The organism is Psychrobacillus sp. NPDC093180, from assembly GCF_044754065.1.
Taxonomy (GTDB): domain Bacteria; phylum Bacillota; class Bacilli; order Bacillales_A; family Planococcaceae; genus Psychrobacillus.
The window spans coordinates 515,265-531,755 of the sequence record NZ_JBIVOJ010000001.1; the positions used below are offsets into that span (position 1 = coordinate 515,265).

The 16,491-nt window shown below is 35.9% G+C and carries 16 protein-coding genes; 14 read left to right on the top strand and 2 right to left on the bottom strand.

The window, feature by feature from the left end; translation table 11 throughout:
• The first annotated feature begins 18 nt into the window (after positions 1–18).
• The 8 genes from ACIP9W_RS02660 to ACIP9W_RS02695 all read left to right on the top strand — a co-directional run bounded on the left by ACIP9W_RS02660 (position 19) and on the right by ACIP9W_RS02695 (position 7,271).
• Complete coding sequence (locus tag ACIP9W_RS02660; protein WP_400785697.1) at positions 19–1,260, top strand: MDR family MFS transporter; 1,242 nt, start codon at positions 19–21, stop codon at positions 1,258–1,260.
• A 127-nt stretch (positions 1,261–1,387) separates the two neighbouring features.
• Complete coding sequence (locus tag ACIP9W_RS02665; protein WP_400785699.1) at positions 1,388–1,846, top strand: GNAT family N-acetyltransferase; 459 nt, start codon at positions 1,388–1,390, stop codon at positions 1,844–1,846.
• A 23-nt stretch (positions 1,847–1,869) separates the two neighbouring features.
• A complete protein-coding gene (locus ACIP9W_RS02670; RefSeq protein ID WP_400785701.1) occupies positions 1,870–2,307 on the top strand; it encodes a GNAT family N-acetyltransferase in 438 nt (145 codons plus the stop codon).
• Positions 2,308–2,464: 157 nt separating this feature from the next.
• A complete protein-coding gene (locus ACIP9W_RS02675) occupies positions 2,465–2,899 on the top strand; it encodes an NUDIX hydrolase (RefSeq protein WP_400785703.1) in 435 nt (144 codons plus the stop codon).
• 67 nt (positions 2,900–2,966) lie between these two features.
• Positions 2,967–3,743, top strand: coding sequence for an STAS domain-containing protein (locus ACIP9W_RS02680; RefSeq protein WP_400785705.1), 777 nt, complete (start codon positions 2,967–2,969; stop codon positions 3,741–3,743).
• Positions 3,744–3,965: 222 nt separating this feature from the next.
• Entirely contained in the window at positions 3,966–4,508 is a 543-nt protein-coding gene (locus ACIP9W_RS02685; RefSeq protein WP_400785707.1) for a D-glycero-alpha-D-manno-heptose-1,7-bisphosphate 7-phosphatase, read from the top strand.
• Between the two features lie 58 nt (positions 4,509–4,566).
• Positions 4,567–6,039, top strand: a complete 1,473-nt coding sequence (locus tag ACIP9W_RS02690; RefSeq protein ID WP_400785709.1) for a protein adenylyltransferase SelO — start codon at positions 4,567–4,569, stop codon at positions 6,037–6,039.
• A gap of 188 nt (positions 6,040–6,227) precedes the next feature.
• Positions 6,228–7,271 (top strand): serine hydrolase domain-containing protein, encoded by a 1,044-nt coding sequence (locus tag ACIP9W_RS02695; protein WP_400785711.1) that lies wholly within the window; start codon positions 6,228–6,230, stop codon positions 7,269–7,271.
• Positions 7,272–7,378: 107 nt separating this feature from the next.
• Here the strand turns inward: ACIP9W_RS02695 and ACIP9W_RS02700 are convergent, their stop codons facing one another.
• A complete protein-coding gene (locus ACIP9W_RS02700; RefSeq protein ID WP_400785713.1) occupies positions 7,379–7,975 on the bottom strand; it encodes a hypothetical protein in 597 nt (198 codons plus the stop codon).
• 259 nt (positions 7,976–8,234) lie between these two features.
• Between ACIP9W_RS02700 and ACIP9W_RS02705 the strand changes: the two genes are divergently transcribed.
• From ACIP9W_RS02705 to ACIP9W_RS02715, 3 genes are all read left to right on the top strand, one after another.
• A complete protein-coding gene (locus tag ACIP9W_RS02705; protein ID WP_142538603.1) occupies positions 8,235–8,528 on the top strand; it encodes a PadR family transcriptional regulator in 294 nt (97 codons plus the stop codon).
• Positions 8,525–9,649 carry a DUF2812 domain-containing protein gene (locus tag ACIP9W_RS02710; protein ID WP_400785715.1) on the top strand — a complete coding sequence of 375 codons (1,125 nt, stop codon included), beginning with the start codon at positions 8,525–8,527 and terminating at the stop codon, positions 9,647–9,649. The genes ACIP9W_RS02705 and ACIP9W_RS02710 overlap by 4 nt, the downstream gene beginning before the upstream one ends.
• 193 nt (positions 9,650–9,842) lie before the next feature.
• The gene (locus ACIP9W_RS02715) at positions 9,843–11,834 is read left to right on the top strand and encodes an ABC1 kinase family protein (protein WP_400785717.1); all 1,992 of its coding nucleotides are present in this window, start codon (positions 9,843–9,845) and stop codon (positions 11,832–11,834) included.
• A gap of 51 nt (positions 11,835–11,885) precedes the next feature.
• Here the strand turns inward: ACIP9W_RS02715 and ACIP9W_RS02720 are convergent, their stop codons facing one another.
• Positions 11,886–12,578 carry a ZIP family metal transporter gene (locus tag ACIP9W_RS02720; protein WP_400785719.1) on the bottom strand — a complete coding sequence of 231 codons (693 nt, stop codon included), beginning with the start codon at positions 12,576–12,578 and terminating at the stop codon, positions 11,886–11,888.
• Positions 12,579–12,769: 191 nt separating this feature from the next.
• Here ACIP9W_RS02720 and ACIP9W_RS02725 point away from each other — a divergent pair, with 191 nt between their 5' ends.
• The 3 genes from ACIP9W_RS02725 to ACIP9W_RS02735 are packed head-to-tail and all read left to right on the top strand — an operon-like array spanning position 12,770 to position 16,346.
• Complete coding sequence (locus ACIP9W_RS02725; RefSeq protein ID WP_400785721.1) at positions 12,770–14,134, top strand: spore germination protein; 1,365 nt, start codon at positions 12,770–12,772, stop codon at positions 14,132–14,134.
• Positions 14,131–15,225, top strand: a complete 1,095-nt coding sequence (locus ACIP9W_RS02730; RefSeq protein WP_400785723.1) for a GerAB/ArcD/ProY family transporter — start codon at positions 14,131–14,133, stop codon at positions 15,223–15,225. The genes ACIP9W_RS02725 and ACIP9W_RS02730 overlap by 4 nt, the downstream gene beginning before the upstream one ends.
• Positions 15,222–16,346 (top strand): Ger(x)C family spore germination protein, encoded by a 1,125-nt coding sequence (locus ACIP9W_RS02735; protein WP_400785725.1) that lies wholly within the window; start codon positions 15,222–15,224, stop codon positions 16,344–16,346. Before ACIP9W_RS02730 ends, ACIP9W_RS02735 begins: the two co-directional genes overlap by 4 nt.
• Positions 16,347–16,491 lie beyond the last annotated feature (145 nt).

Sequence of the window (16,491 nt, forward strand, 5' to 3'; positions counted from 1 at the left end):
ACAGAGGAGGTTGACAACATGTCTTGGAAAAAGTATCCACAAAACATTAAAGTGCGATTAATTACATCATTTTTTAATCGTGCGGTTTCATCAGCGGTAATGCCTTTTATGGCCTTATTTTTTGCTCAAGAGTTAGATAAGGTGTGGGCTGGTGTCTTTTTAATTTTTACAGTTATCATCAGTTTTTTTGTGAGTTTGATAGGTGGCTATATTTCGGATCGTTTTCCACGAAAACGTGTGCTAGTGCTTACGTCATTTTTAAGTGGTTTCATGTTTTTCTTCATGACTTTAAGCTTAATTCCAAATGATAATATTATTTGGCTATTTGCTATTGCGTATGTTGTCTACATCATTACCAGCAGTCTTGGTCGACCGGCGATGCATGCTATAATTATTGATTCCACTACGCCTGAAAATAGAAAAGAAGTGTATGCACTCGATTATTGGCTAGTAAATTTATCTATGGCTAAAGGAGCGGCACTTGGTGGCTTACTTTACATAAATCACCAAATGGAGCTATTTGCATTGCTAACTCTTACTTCAATAATCCTTCCAATCGCTTATAAGATTTGGTTGATTGATGAACATACACACACCTTAGAAAAGCGTTATGAAAATGTATTTATTGATTTATTTCAAAATTATAAAGTGGCTTTTCAAGATATCCCTTTTGTTAAAGTGGTAGTGGGTTCTATGTTTATCTTTTCCGCTGAATTTACATTAAATAGCTATATTGGTGTCCGATTAGCTGAAACGTTTCAAGCGGTTCAAGTTGGAGCGTTTGAGCTAGTCGGTGTACGTATGTTAAGTATACTTAATATAGAAAATATGCTGCTCGTGGTTTGCTTCACATTTTTGATCAATAGGTTTACTGATCGGTTCAGCAAGCAAAGGGTATTATTGATTGGTCTGATTATTTACAGTATCGGATACATTACGGTGACTTCAGCAAACACTTGGTATATGCTGATTATGTTCAATCTAATTGCAACAATTGGCGAATTAGTTTACTCCCCGGTTAGAAATGCAGAGCAAGCAAATATGATTCCTGCAGATAAAAGAGGATCCTATTCTGCTTTTTCAAATATTTCGTTTAGCGGAGCGGATTTAATCGCTCGATCAAGCATCATCATCGGTGCTTTTTTAATCCCTACAATGATGTCCGTTTATATTGGCATTATTTTAATGACTGGAATTTTCTTTGTGTACACTGGTCTATTTATGAAACTAAATACTTTTATAAAAAAAGAATTAACATAATTGATTTAATAAGTACTCTACTCTGTTCACGTGTAGCTACGAAGTAAAAAAAGGGTTTATTGTTTGATACATCGAATATAGTAGTGTTCCGAATTGGGAATAAGCGATTAAAGGGAGAAGTGGTAATATGGATTTAAACATAGTATCTAAAATTTCCATTGTTAATACATTAGACAATTTGGATTGGGACGAGTTAGAGCAACTTTTTTTAGCGGTTGAATGGGAGGGCTTTCCTAAGCATAAACTTCAACAAGCTTTTAAGGTTAGTTATTTAGTTTCACTTGCTTATTTAGATGGTAGGTTAGTCGGATGTGGAAGGGTAGTTACGGACGGAGTCTTTTATGGAAGTATTTATGATATTATTGTTCATCCAGAATTTCAAGGTATAGGCATAGGTAAAATGGTCATGACAGATTTATTGACAAAGTGTAGTGATATTTTCTTTCTTCATTTAACAGCAACGCATGGTAGAGAAGGATTTTATGAAAAACTTGGGCTTCGAAAGCATAAAACAGCGATGGGCAGATACACACATCCTGCCCCTGCTAAAGCTTATTTGGAAGAAATAGCAGACACAAAACAGTAAACTTGGAGAGGAAAAGGAACGATATGACCGAAACGATACAAGAGTTAAAGAGCCGGGTACAATATTTAGAGGCATTTCCAGTTATGAATCAGTTGCGAACCGAGTTAACAGAAGAGACATATCTGGTGTTACTTGAAGAAATGAAAAAAGATGGATATACCTTATACGCTCTATATAAAGATTGTGAAATTGTTTCTTTAGCTGGTTTTAGCTGGAGAACTAATTTTTACAACAAACGACATATTTTCATCTATGATTTGGTAACTGATTATTCACACCGTTCATTTGGATACGGAGAGAAATTATTAAGTTTCTTACATAGTTTTGCGGAAAGAAATGGCGCTGAATATGTGGCACTAGAATCAGGCATACAGCGAAGTAATGCTCATCGTTTTTATGAAGAAAAACTAGGTTATGATAAATGGTGTTTTTCTTTTAGGAAGTCTTTGCAAACCAAATAACTTTTATATGATGAAAATGGAAGCATTAATGGGTTACCGATCAAATAATTGATCAGTAACTCTTTTTATTGATTTGATTATATGTTTAATTATCGATAATCATTGAAAATAATTCTATTAAGCGACAAAATATACGTTTAGAAAGGAATGGAGCAACATGAAAAGAGTAGACGTGACCTATGTCCTTTTGTTTGATGACATTGAGCAGAATGTATTGATGGTAAAAAATATAGGCACAGGAGACTCTTACTATACACTCCCAGGAGGGGCAGTTGAAAAGGGAGAAACGCTTAAGGAAGCTGCTGTACGTGAAGTGAAGGAAGAAACAGGATTAGATGTGCAAGTGGATGGCGTTTTCTCTGTAGGTGAAGCTTTTTTTGAAGAAAGAGGACACCATGCTATTTTCTTTACTTTTACCGGTAAAATAATTGGTGGAGGGATAAACATATCATTGCCAGAAGAAATTGAAGAAGTAATATGGATGGATGTTAAACAAGCCGAAAAGTATATACATATTTCCAGTGAAATTGAAGGATTGGTAAAAGACAAAAATACAGTGCCATATATTCTTAGAAAAAGGGATAACTTTTGATGTCTGGTATTCAAGTGAGATCAAATAGGTATATAATAAAGTTATATCAAAAAAAGGTGGCAGAATTGTGAACAATAGATTATTACCAATAAATATTACTGGCACAGATGCTCTAAATAGTATTGGTGAAAATATTATTATTGCAGATATAAACTACAAAATTATTTGGTTAAATACTTATGCGAGGAAATCACTTAATTCAATAGCTCCATGGTATGATCTTTCCAATTCAGATGATTTTATTGGCATGAACATGGATTTCTTTCATAAAGAGCCTAGTCACCAGCGACAAGTGATGTCTGAAATAAAAAATGGCCATAGAGCGAGGATCAATATAAAAAATAACTTTATTGCTGATATTGTCATAACACCAATTAAGAGTATACGGAATCAGGATCAGGAGATTGAGGGTTACATGGTAATGCTCATGGATGTTACAAGTGAAGCGGATGAAGCAAGGAGATTGGAGGATAAAGTCAGTGAATTATCTACTCCAATACTACATATTTGGGATAACACGATAGCTCTTACGCTTGTAGGGGAGTTTGATGTAGTTCGAGGAGAGACACTAATACCTATTGTATTAGAGGAATGTATCTCAAAAGGTATAGAATTTGTTATGGTTAGTCTCAGTGGTATAGGAAATTTTGATGATAGCGTGAGGCAAATCCTTCAAAAATTACATGATTGTTTAAGATTATTAGGCGTACAATGCATTATAGTTGGTATTAAGCCTGAATTGGCAGTTAGAATTGGAACGTTAGGAAATATAGCTATTTTTGTAGATGCACATCAAGGTTTAAAGCATATTATGAAGCTGCAAGAAAACCGTTCCTTAAACTAAAAATAAGTTAATTCTATGTTCACTTTTTATCCTATTCAAAATACAGGGAGCTTGGAGATCTCTTTCCCAGCTCCTTTTTTATCTGCATTTTACATCAACCATTATCTTTAACTTAGCCAAAAGTTAAAAAACTATATGGATTTATTCTCTTGTATTTTATTGTTCCCCTTGGGAATCTTAAGTACAAAAGGTTTTTGAAGACGACTGGAAGGCGGGAAGTAAATGAAGAAAGCGGTATTTTTGGATAGAGACGGTGTCATAAATGAAGTTCTATCAGATAGGGTTAAATTTGTGAACAGACCTAAGGAGCTTTATTTTCTACCGGGAGTGCCAGAAGCAATTAAGAAATTGAATGCTTTCTTTGATTACATATTTGTTGTAACAAATCAAGGCGGTGTTGGACTTGGATTTATGAAAGAATCACAGCTCCAAAACATTCATGACTATATGATTGCAGAACTCAACAAAAAAGGAGCAATTATTCATGAAGCGGTTTATTGTCCACATAAACCGAAAGCGGGTTGTGCTTGTCGTAAGCCAAATAGCAAACTAATAGAAAATCTTAGTCAAAAATACGATATTGATTTACAACAATCTTACATGGTTGGAGATACTGATACGGATATTATTGCAGGGAAAAAGGCAGGCACAAAAGGAGTATACTTAGGTAAAAGTGATCCGCTTGCTGATGCCGTATTCCCTGATCTAATAACTGCAGCTGACTGGATTATTAAAGATGCAACTTCGAGAGAAAGTCGGATTTAAGTTCGGCTTGTGAGGGTAAAGAAGACTAATAAAAAGACGAAGAAGAAAAGGAGATACGATGACACAGAAAAAAGAAATAAACAAAACGGGATGGAATTTCGATAATAGTTATACTCGTCTACCAGAAGTGTTTTTTACAAAACAAAACTTAAACGCAGTGCGTGCACCAAAGATAACGATTTTAAATGATCAACTTGCGAAATCATTAGGGCTAGATGTCCAGTCATTAAAAAGTGATGATGGAGTAGCCGAGCTTGCAGGTAACAAAGTACCAGAAGGAGCCATGCCTATCGCCGAAGCATATGCGGGACATCAGTTTGGACATTTTAACAAGTTAGGAGATGGACGGGCTACACTACTTGGGGAACAAATTACACCTGCTAATGAGCGTTTTGATATTCAGCTTAAAGGGGCAGGAAGAACACTGTATTCACGTGGGGGAGATGGTAGAGCCGCTCTTGGACCAATGTTAAGGGAGTATATCATTAGTGAAGCGATGTTCGGTCTTGGTATACCTACTACCCGAAGTCTGTCCGTTGTGGCAACAGGAGAACCAATTATCCGTGAAACAATACTGCCCGGAGCTATTTTAACTCGAGTGGCTTCAAGTCATTTGCGTGTTGGTACTTTTCAATACGCTGCAAGATGGGGCAGTATAGAGGAGCTTCGTACGTTGGCTGACTATACAATACAACGGCATTTTCCAGTAGTTGAAATGGATGAAAATAGGTATCTTTCTCTTCTTCAGGAAGTAATCAAGCGACAAGCGGAGCTGATTGCCAAATGGCAACTCGTTGGTTTTATTCATGGAGTGATGAATACAGATAATATGAGCATTAGTGGAGAAACAATCGATTATGGTCCTTGTGCTTTTATGGATGTGTATGACCCAAAAACGGTATTTAGTTCCATTGATACACAGGGGCGCTATGCATATGGTAACCAACCAAATATTGGTGGATGGAATTTAGCTCGCTTTGCAGAAAGTTTATTGCCATTGCTTCATGAAAACCTAGAGGAATCGTATAAATTGGCCGAAAAAGCGCTTCAAGCTTTTCCTGAACTGTATTATGCCCATTGGCTGTCAGGGATGCGAGCAAAATTAGGATTATTTGATGAAAAGGCAGAGGATGAAGCACTTATCGAAGAACTCCTCGGGATAATGCAAAAGTATCGAGCGGATTATACAAATACATTCAGAGCATTAACTTTGGATAAAATGGAAGACACCATTTTATTTGGGAAGAAGGAATTTAACAGCTGGTATGAACAATGGCAAGAAAGATTAAATGCTCAGGATGAATCAAGAGAATCCGCATATCAGTTTATGCGTAAAAGCAATCCAGCAGTAATACCACGCAACCACCGTGTAGAAGAAGCTTTAAGTGCAGCTGAGCAAGGAGATTTAACAGTAATGGAGCAACTTTTGAAAATTCTATCTGATCCTTTTGCGTATTCTCAAGAACAAGTTGATTACACTACATTGCCTGTGCAATCTGATTGTAAGTATCAAACTTTCTGTGGAACGTAATGTGAAATTTCCAACTTTCTTAAGTAATAAAACAGAGTCAGTACCCAATGAAAAATAGTCTTAATTTTGGAAGGATGCCTGTACACTTGGCATTCTTTTTTTATTGAAACTTTCGAAATAAATAATGAAAAGGAACATACATTCCCTTTTGGTGTTATAATAAAGTTATAACTAGAGGGAGGTCTAACATGATTCTTACTAATATAAATATTAAAGAGCGTATGCAACATTATCAAGTTCAGGGTTTAGGCATTACAGTTATTGAAAGGAGTCAAATTAGTATGACAGAATGCTTCGGTTTACTTGAAGCAGGAACTAATAAAAATGTAGAACATAATTCTCTCTTTAGTGCAGCTTCCATTAGTAAATTTTTTACGTCTATTCTAGTGATGAAACTCTCTGAACAAGGAATTCTTGATTTAGATGAAGATGTAAACAAGAAACTTTCCTCTTGGACAGTACCTGAGAGTGGCTTAACAAAAAATAACAAAGTGTCATTACGAAATTTACTTAGTCATCAATCGGGGATAACGGATCCGGAGGGGAGCTTTACTGAACTTTATATGGGACAAGACCATCCTTCCATGGTTGAACTATTAGAAGGTAGTACATCATATTGCAATATACCTATTGAAGTGAAGGAAGAACCAGAGTCCAAATTTCAATATTCAGATGCAGGTTTTTGTATAATACAACAATTAATAGAAGATGTCACAGGCTTATCATTTAGGCAAGTGATGGACGAACTTATTTTTCAACCATTAAATATGCCAAATAGTACACTAGCTACCATAATACCAGAAGGAAAAAGTGATTTTTTTTCCTGTGGTCATAACAAGAATGGGGAGGTTATCGTGGGAAAGTATCCTATATATCCTTATCCAGCAGCCTCTGGTTTATGGACGACACCTTCAGATTTAGCTATCTTACTTATTGAATTAATGAAATCGTTAAACGATGAAAGTAGTATTGGACTTTCTGCAAGTAAGGCAAAGGAGATAATAAGTCCACAAGGATGTGCCGCTTGGACTGGACTTGGCTTATTTTTAGAAGGATCGGAAAGACAAGTTGAAATTTCCTTGCTTGGTTGGGGTGTTGGTTTCCAATGTATGATGGTGGCTAATCCATATTTAGAAAAGGGTTTGGTCATTATGACCAATACAGATTTAGGCGTTCATCAATTGAAAGGAATAATTGGTGAAGTATATAATTCTCTTATTATACCGACTTAACGAAGTGGAAAAGAAGGATGTAGCCATATGTGCATCCTTCTTTATATGAATTCAAATAGCAATAAGTAGACGATGATCTACATCGGTAAACAAGTACAATTAAAGTCTTATTCTATTATTTCGCTAAGAACAGGATGCTCCCAATAGCTATCTGCAACTGTGTTAAGATTGCTGATTTTAAAATGTTGAAAGTTTATTTTGTCTAATGTTTCTCTACTAAGTAGCACAATCATCACGTCTTCAGTCTTTACGTTGCCAAACGGATCCGTGAGTGGTGCTTGAACGATGAAATTAGCCTGGTTTACATCTGGACGAGATTTCATGGATTGCATATAATCAAAAGCTGTAGTCAACGAAGCATGTTTGAGTGTTTTCGCAGTTAAAACTTTGTTTGCCACTACAATTACTTCCACGACCCCATCTTCATATTCAGCAGATATCATCGTATTTTCTTTTTCTTCCTTTGTGAATCCGAATCTTTTTTTGATCAAATGTGCTGCAATTACATCTGGTTTCGGCTTGTTCTCCACTATTTTTTCCTTCACTGCTTCCTCTTGAAAAGCAGCTGTAATCGCGTCTGCTCTTTTCATCTTAGCTTGGTCGCTGTCATCAAATGCGTTTTCAATAATGCCTACTGCTAAAATAATTATTAATATAATAAACCACCATTGTTGATAAAAAGGATCCTTCGTATTTTCTGCCAAAGTAAATCTCCTTTCTTACTGGGACAAGTCTTTTATTGTATGCAAAGAGACTAGAAAATATTTTATCCCGTAAAAGCCCGACGTCCATGTAGCAACGTCCCCACTAGCACGTCCTGTGCGTCGCCCCCCTGATTGAAATTTCACTTTATTTGATTTGCATGTTTATGTCACGATGTGATATAGTCATAATACGACATAGTCATGGTATGACATATAAGAGGGTGAATTAGTGGAAAAAGTGATTAAGAAATATGTGCCGATGACAGAAACGGCATTTTATATATTGCTTTCCTTAACTGAACCAAGGCATGGGTACGGCATTATTAAACGAGTTGAAGAAATGACGGAAGGTCGGCTTACATTAGGCTCTGGTACCATTTATGGTACATTAACTAAAATGCAACGAGATGAAATTATTACCATCTATGCAGATGAAAAACGTAAAACTATATATGAAATAACTGATATTGGTAAGAAGCTGATGCGTGTAGAAATGAAGCGATTGAAAGAATTACACAACAATGTATTACGTTTCGAGGGGGACTTTCAATGATTGAAAAGAAAGTGAAGTGGCTTTGGAGCTACAATATCGAGAAAACGGAGCAATGGCTCTCCAAAATGGCAGGGGAAGGTTGGCATTTAACAAGCGTCAACCGGTGGACACGAACTTTTATCTTTGAAAAAGGGGAGTCGAAAGAAGTAATTTATCGTATTCAGTATGCTTTAAAGACTAATACCATTCCCAAAACTCTGCAAAAAGCAGGCTGGTCAGTTGCTCTATCTACCGGAAAATGGTTATTTCTAGTGAATGAAGAACAGACAGTACGGCTGTATCCAACAAGAGATGCTCTTGTGAAAAGAAATCGCACACATGCATACGTAATGAGCGCTATCGCTACTTTTTATATTTCCACATCGATGATACCAATAATTTTAATGTCAATTATTTCTTCCGTAATGAAAGATGAGGAAGCTCCACTTGAAAATTTATGGATGGTCATACTGCCTTTAACAGGAATTATAGCGATCGCTAGCTTTGCAATTTATGTATTTAGAGCGTATCGGCGTTTTGAAATTAACGAGATGGATGTAGCTATCGATACAATTCCCGTCGGCAAAAAAATGCGTAAATTCAGAGGAGCTTGGATGTATCAACTAGATGATACAAGAGAATGGTTAGAAGGTTTTGCAGAACAAGGATATGAACTGGAAAGTGTAAGAGCTTCCATTTTTACATTCAGAAAAACAAATCCTAATCATATCAAATATGAATGTATGTTCGAATATAAGGTACAGCCTTCCTATTTTGCAACGCATAAAGAAATGGGCTGGAAGCTTAAGTATTCCTCCAACATGACGCTATTAAATTATTCAATTTGGGCAAAACATTATGAAGAGGAAGAAGAGATCCCTCGTTTCTCCTATGATAAACAAGAACAAAGACAATCGATTAAACGAGCATTTAAAATGAATCTTGGCATGAGCATCTATCTTATCCTCATCCTATCCTTTTCTTTTTATATGAATATCCTAATTAAAGACGAATCTTTCGTTGCTTGGAGTTATGGCGGAGTGATGAGACCGTTACTATTTCTCGGATTATTATATTGGATTTATAAATTCGGTCAAATTTTACTCAGTTACCGAAAAACGATAAAGGCGTTAGAGCAATAAGCAAAAAACTATTGAACATAAATTTAAAAGCGGTATACGGGATTAATATCTGCTGAAAATAAAACGAAAATACCTATCGAACCAAATGGGTGCGATAGGTATTTTTGTAGATTCAGTGATAATATATTAAAAAGAACTCGATTAATAAACTGTATTAGTGGGTACACAGAGGAAAGTGAATGGGGTGTGATTTATGGTTTATGTAAAAATAATCATTCAAGTACTTATCATAGCTATGTTTATTTTTTATGTGAGTGGTCGATTGATGGGCTCGCAAATTAATCTAATGAAACGAATCATGTCCGTTTTTATTAGTGTAGCGTTTACTTCTCTTGTCTATTGGTATTCGTATTTGCGAGGTACTGATTTTTTAGAAGATGTTTATGTATTTATGGATGTACGTACGATTATTTGGATCGGCAGTATGTTACTTATTTCGATGCTCCTTTATCTCTTTTTCGAATTGTTTGATCCCATGGCAATCGGTGAAAAAGGGGAGCGTTTACCGAGGCAAAAATCACTGTTATTACGTTTGCGAAACCAGTGGAGAAGTCAAAAAAGATTGCGCCAGGTTGTACAAATTGCTGTGAAAAATGGAATTTCTCGAACGTTAAAATATGCAAGACATAGAGAAAACGACCATGAGTTAGCGATAGCTTTTCGAGATACGCTCGAGGAGTCTGGTGGAATCTTCATCAAATTTGGTCAAGTGCTTTCTACTCGCAATGATATCTTTCCAAAGGCTTTTGTTCAAGAACTAGGAACGCTTCAACAAAACGTACGGCCGCTTTCTAGCGAACAAGTAAAAACGATATTGGAAAAATCATTACCACATAAGATGGAGGAAGTGTTTTCACAATTTGATATGAACCCAATTGCGGCTGCTTCCATTGGACAAGTACATAGAGCAGTATTACGGAAGAACGAGGAACAAGTAGTCGTCAAATTACTGCGTCCGGATGTAAAAGATATGATGCGAGATGATTTGAATATATTAGTAGAATTTGCGCAATGGGTCTCGGATAAATCTACATGGGCAGAAAACTTAGGATTCAGAGAATTGGCGATTGGATTTGCAGCGAGTTTGCGCGAAGAAGTAAATTTTGATATTGAGATGCGGAATACGATGCAGGTGAAGACAGCCCTAAGAAATAGTCCGTACAAATTGAAGATTCCTCATGTCTATTCAGAGTTTAGCAACAATCAGTTAATTATCTCTGAATTTGTTCATGGACAAAGCGTTGCTACCGGAAATGCATTATTCACTACTTTGCAGGTAGATAGGGAAGAGTTTGCTCAAACCGTATTATTTTCTTTTTTTGAGCAAATGTTGTTTTCAGGGATATTCCATGCGGATCCACATCCAGGAAATATTTTTATCAATGAAGTAGATGGAACTCCTATTTTGTTAGATTTCGGAGCAGTTGGGCGATTAGCAGGTCCTCAGCAAGAAGGTATTAAGTTATTTCTGATGGGAATTCAGCAAAATGACGCAAATATTTTATACGATGCTATTACACAACTAGTAGAAGATCATGAACATATAGACCAAGCGAAAATGGAGCAGGCGATGGCTCAAATTTTGTTACGTATCTCGTATGTTCCACGGATACAAACGGACGAATTAATACATTCTTTTTTTGAAGTTATTCGAGATTTTGGTTTATCCTTCTATCCTTCGGTCGGCTTAGCATTACGCTCGTTTATCACTTTAGATGGGACGTTGCGTTTGATACAGCCTAATTTTAATTTATTTAATGAAGCAAAAGAATTCTCTAAACACTATATTACTTCCATGATTAAAAGACCGTTTAAAGAACCGCTTGCTACAAAAGAGAGATTGGAAGAAGAGTTAGCATTGTTATTACCTGCTCTTCGTAAGCTTCCTCGACGTGTGGATAAGCTTATGCAACGGGTAGAAAGTGGAAAAATTACGTTACATCACGATATATTCTCAGATAAAAAGAATGCGATGTTCGTGACACAATTGTTTTCCCGATTTGTATTATTGTTTGTTGGTATTACATTTGGCATCTTATCGGTATCGCTTTTAGCAATCGCACAATTCATCGAAGCACCATATGCAGTATATTTAAACAGTGCTGCGTATGTAGGGTTATTCTTATGTGCAGTGCTACTCGTCCGGTTATCGATTCAGGCGATACGATTGATGAAGCGAGGCTAGAGAAAAACGCAAGAAGGACTAGAACTCCTTCTTGCGTTTTTTGAGATTTAATTAGAATACTACATGAAATACTACACTTAGAAGATACCCCAATAGGATGAAAGTTGCGGCTGATCTAGTAGACATGACCTTTATATTACGTAGAATAAATTCATTTACACTGGTAATAGCAATAAGTCCAATAGAGATGCCTAAAAGGATACTTTGCGCCTTCATGTCGAGATGTATATGGTTGCCAATCCAAATAAACATACTAAAACAGAAAGATAAACTAATAAAACATAGGAATAGGTTTATAATTTTCTGACCCTGTGAAACAAATATAGAAGTAAGCGCAAAGCCTTCCGGGATATGATGCAAAATGGTAGAAGTTGTGATAGTGCGAGCGAAAGAAGAATCCTCTAGCAAATTTCCAATAGTTAAACTCAAGGGAATGGTATGTATAAAAAGAGCGATCGTTAGCAAATAGACAGACGGTTTATGTTGTTTAGAAGAGTGGAATGATGTATTCACTAGTGATAGAAATATAAATCCGATGAGTATTCCAAGCGCTATTCCAGGTAATTTGTATGCATTTATTGCAGATGGGATTAGATCAAGTGCCAGTATTCCTACTAAGAATCCTCCGCATAAAAGAGCCAAACCTCCATTGGAATGATGAAATATAGTGGCGATTAACCAAGCAATTCCAGCTCCGATAACCATACTTATAAAAAGAATTCCCCCGAAAACTAATGCACTCAATATATCATTCCCTTATTTAATATAAATTTGAATTCTATTTAAAAAATATATGCTAGTTATGTAGGCGTATGTATTCATGAACATAAATTTTCTTTAATGTAAGCATGAATATTTCCTGGCAAGTAGGATTGAAAAGTGCTCTTTCGGTTAACCTATGCTTATCGAAGATTCTCTTTCCTGGAGGTTTGTACATGACAAATTTAAAAGAGAAACCGAATCCTCCTAAGTTGATGAGTGAACTTAAGGAGCAACTAAGTCCTTCTTTTGATGTTTTGCTAATCCCTTTACAGCTAGAAGAAGAGGCAGCATTCCTACTTTATTTAAAAACGGCAGTAGACGGCGATAAGTTACAAAACATTATTATTAAGCCTTTTTTCGAAATGAAGTCGATGCAACATTATGGGTCCTATGTTCAATCATCGCCTGATATTCTAGAAATTAAATCAGAAGAAGCAATCCCACTTGAGCTTACAAAGGGAAGTGTCTTAATAGCGGTTCAACATCAATTTTTTCTAATAGATGTGAAGAAGGTAAACACCAGCACAGTCCAGCAAACACTAATGGAACCAACTGTATATGGACCTCAGCAAGCATTAAGCGAGGATATTCTTACCAACTTGAATATCATACGACACCGTTATAAGGAACCCACCCTGAAAATAGAAATCTTAGAGTTAAAAGATAAAACGCATAATGACATTGCTCTAATTTATGACGATCAAACTGTAAAGCCAGCCATCTTAAAAACAATTCGGAAAAGACTGGAAGAATTAGATTCCCCGCTTATTCAATCAGCGGGGGAGCTACAGCTATACTTAAATGGGAAGAGGTTTACTTTGTTTCCTACACTAATGCTCACAGAGAGGCCTGATCGCATTTGTTATAACTTGGATGCTGGGAAAGTTATTATAATGATTGACGGCAGTCCACACGCATTAATTGCTCCAGTCGTCTTTTTTGATTTTATGGTGTCCATGGAAGATAACTATCATTTGTTTTGGATTACTTCGTTTACGCTCGTACTTCGATATTTTGGTCTCGTGACCTGTTTAATATTGCCTGCTCTATATGTTGCCATTACTTCTTATAATCCGGATATTTTCCGAACGGAGCTCGCTTTAACTGTTGCGGGAAGTAGGATTGGAGTGCCTTACCCATCTTTTATAGAAGTATTATTTATGCTTATTTTCATGGAGCTATTAACAGAAGCGAGTATTCGTTTGCCAAAAGCCATAAGCGCAACAGCAACAACAGTTGGTGGTTTAATATTGGGTTCTGCAGCTACTGAAGCAGCGCTAACCTCTAATATCATGATCATCATTGTATCAGCAGTCGCTATCTCGAGCTTCGTTATCCCAATTAATGAGATGAGTTTTTCGATTAGATTTTGCAGGTATATTTTACTCGCTTTTACTACTTTTTTTGGTACAGTCGGTTTCATACTTGGTTTTTTAGGAATCATTATGTTTTTGATCAATAAGGAAAGCTTTGGTGAACCTTATTTAAAAATGTATTGGAAGAGTAGAAGGAGTGAAAAAGGGGTGAAAAGCGAATGAGTCGTTTTCTTTATTATTTTATTTTTTTAACGATGATTTCTAATATCGTAGCCTCCGTGCCTAAAGTTCTTTTGTTTGAAAGCAAAACTGGGGCAATTCCTTCTATGATAGCCGCTGTTTTTATTGGAACAGCATTTGTGTATACAATCGTTAAATTATTCAATGCGTTTCCTGGTAAAAGTTTCCCGGATATGTTGAAACAAAATACACCCAAATGGTTTGCTTACCCGGTGCTTTTTTACCTATTTTTATGTTGGTTTGGAGCTGGGCTAATTACGCTGATTACGTACGTATTTCTATTTATAACATTTTTCTCACCGGAAACATCCATTGTTGTAACGACTTTCGCCTTTGTTGTTGTTATATCTTTTGGCATATTGATGAAATCTAGAAGTATGTTGTATATGGCAGAAATTGTGCTCGTTTTATTTGTTCCTATAATTTTCTTTTTATTGATAAAATTTTATGTGAATCCCAAACTAGACTGGGATTTTATTAAGATTTCTATGATGCATATAAATCATGTTCCCTCTTATTGGGCCTTTGGTGCTGCTCTTTATATATTTGTGGGAATTGCAGATTTGGTCATTTTCAATGAACTTTTTACAAAAAAGCATAAAATGGGATGGAAACAAGTCCTGATTATTAGTTTATCAGGATCTGCTGTATTGTTTACTACTTTTTTTGTACCTATTGGGTATAACGGGGTGGAACAGATAGCAGAACTTACTTTTCCATGGATATCCACAAGTGATTCGATTCGCATGAAATATGGTTTAATAGAACGGGTTATTTTTATTTTTATCCTCTCTTTTTTAGGAATCGCTTTTGTAAGTTTATTATTGCATTGGCATGTGGCTTTAAAACTTTTGGAGAGTATTTTTCAATTTAAACGATTGAAATGGAAAGATAAAATGTTGGCTCCTTACATTTTTGTTGTTATATTTGGCATCATTTCTTTAGTTTTAACTAAAAAATTGACACAGTACCAGTTGTTTTCCTTATCCAATTATTTCTTTGGATCTTTACCTATTTTTTTCACCGTTTTAATCACTTCTTTAGTTATAGTGAAAAGGAGAGCAAAATTATGAAGCATCGATTCAAAAGTTTTAAAGTAATCGTTGTGGTAGTTATATACTTTTCATGTGTATCTATTTTAGCTGGATGTGGATTTAAAGACATTGATAAACGAGTTTTCGTGACTGGTATTGGTGTAGATCCTTCGGAAAAGGTAGATGGAGGATATAAAGTAACGCTCAAACTATCATTACCTGTCGCTTCTATAAAGTCGTCTACCGGTCCTAACTATGAATATCTAGTGTTCGAAGCAGAAACGCTTGCAGAAGCCATTCGGATTTTGGAGACGCATACCGATAAGGTGCTAGAATTCGGACATACCAAAATGATCGTTATTAACGAGGATTTATTGCATGGGAATACAAAGGACTTTATGGATTACTTTGTAAGACGGAGCGATATTCAGTTAATAGCATGGGTAGCAGCTGCTAAATCTTCTGCCGAATCTATTTTACGAGTTGAGCCGGCTGCGGAGTCTGCAGTATCCTCTACTCTTATAAACTTTTTTGGTAGTAGTGGTACGGATAGTCCTTTTATCACCTCTACTTTTCTTTATGAATTTAGAAGAAATATGTTGTCGGATGGGATAGACGCAGTAGTGCCGCTTGTAGAAGCATCAGAAGATAAAAAAGAGTTAATAGTCAATAAATCATTAGTTATCAAAGAGGAAACAAAACCACTCGAATTAAACGCAGAGGAATCAAAGTATTACAATACCATCGTAAATGGAATGAGTGGATTTAGCTATAAAGCAGAATCAGATGATTTAACATTAATCATTAATATGGAAAGAACAAAGATTCATTATAAAATTTTAATGGTTGATGAAAAACCAACTTCCATTGAGATGAACGTGAAAATGGTTGGCGTGATTGGTCAGTCGAATAAAAACCTATCCTTAAAAGACCTTAAGGAGTATGACCAGATAGCTTCGAAAACAGTGAAAAAAAAGATTAAAGATTTCCTCACTACCGTTCAAAAAGAAAATTTTGACCCAATAGGGTTCGGTTTAAGGTATAGGTCGATGGTGCTCTATGATAAGAACACGATTTCTGTATGGCAAAAAGCCTATCCAGATTTACCGATTGACGTAAGCGTAGAAGTAGAGCTTAAAGGTACGGGAGCAATTGAGTAAAAAAAATAAAATCCTCTTTCGATTATGAGAGAGGATTTTTCTTTTGGTATAAAATTCCAAAATTTTCATTTACGGAAAACTTTCTAGAAGAACTTTAGCGCGTATATTCTTTCTTCAGACTTCTTAGGAAGTTTCCCTTTCTAAT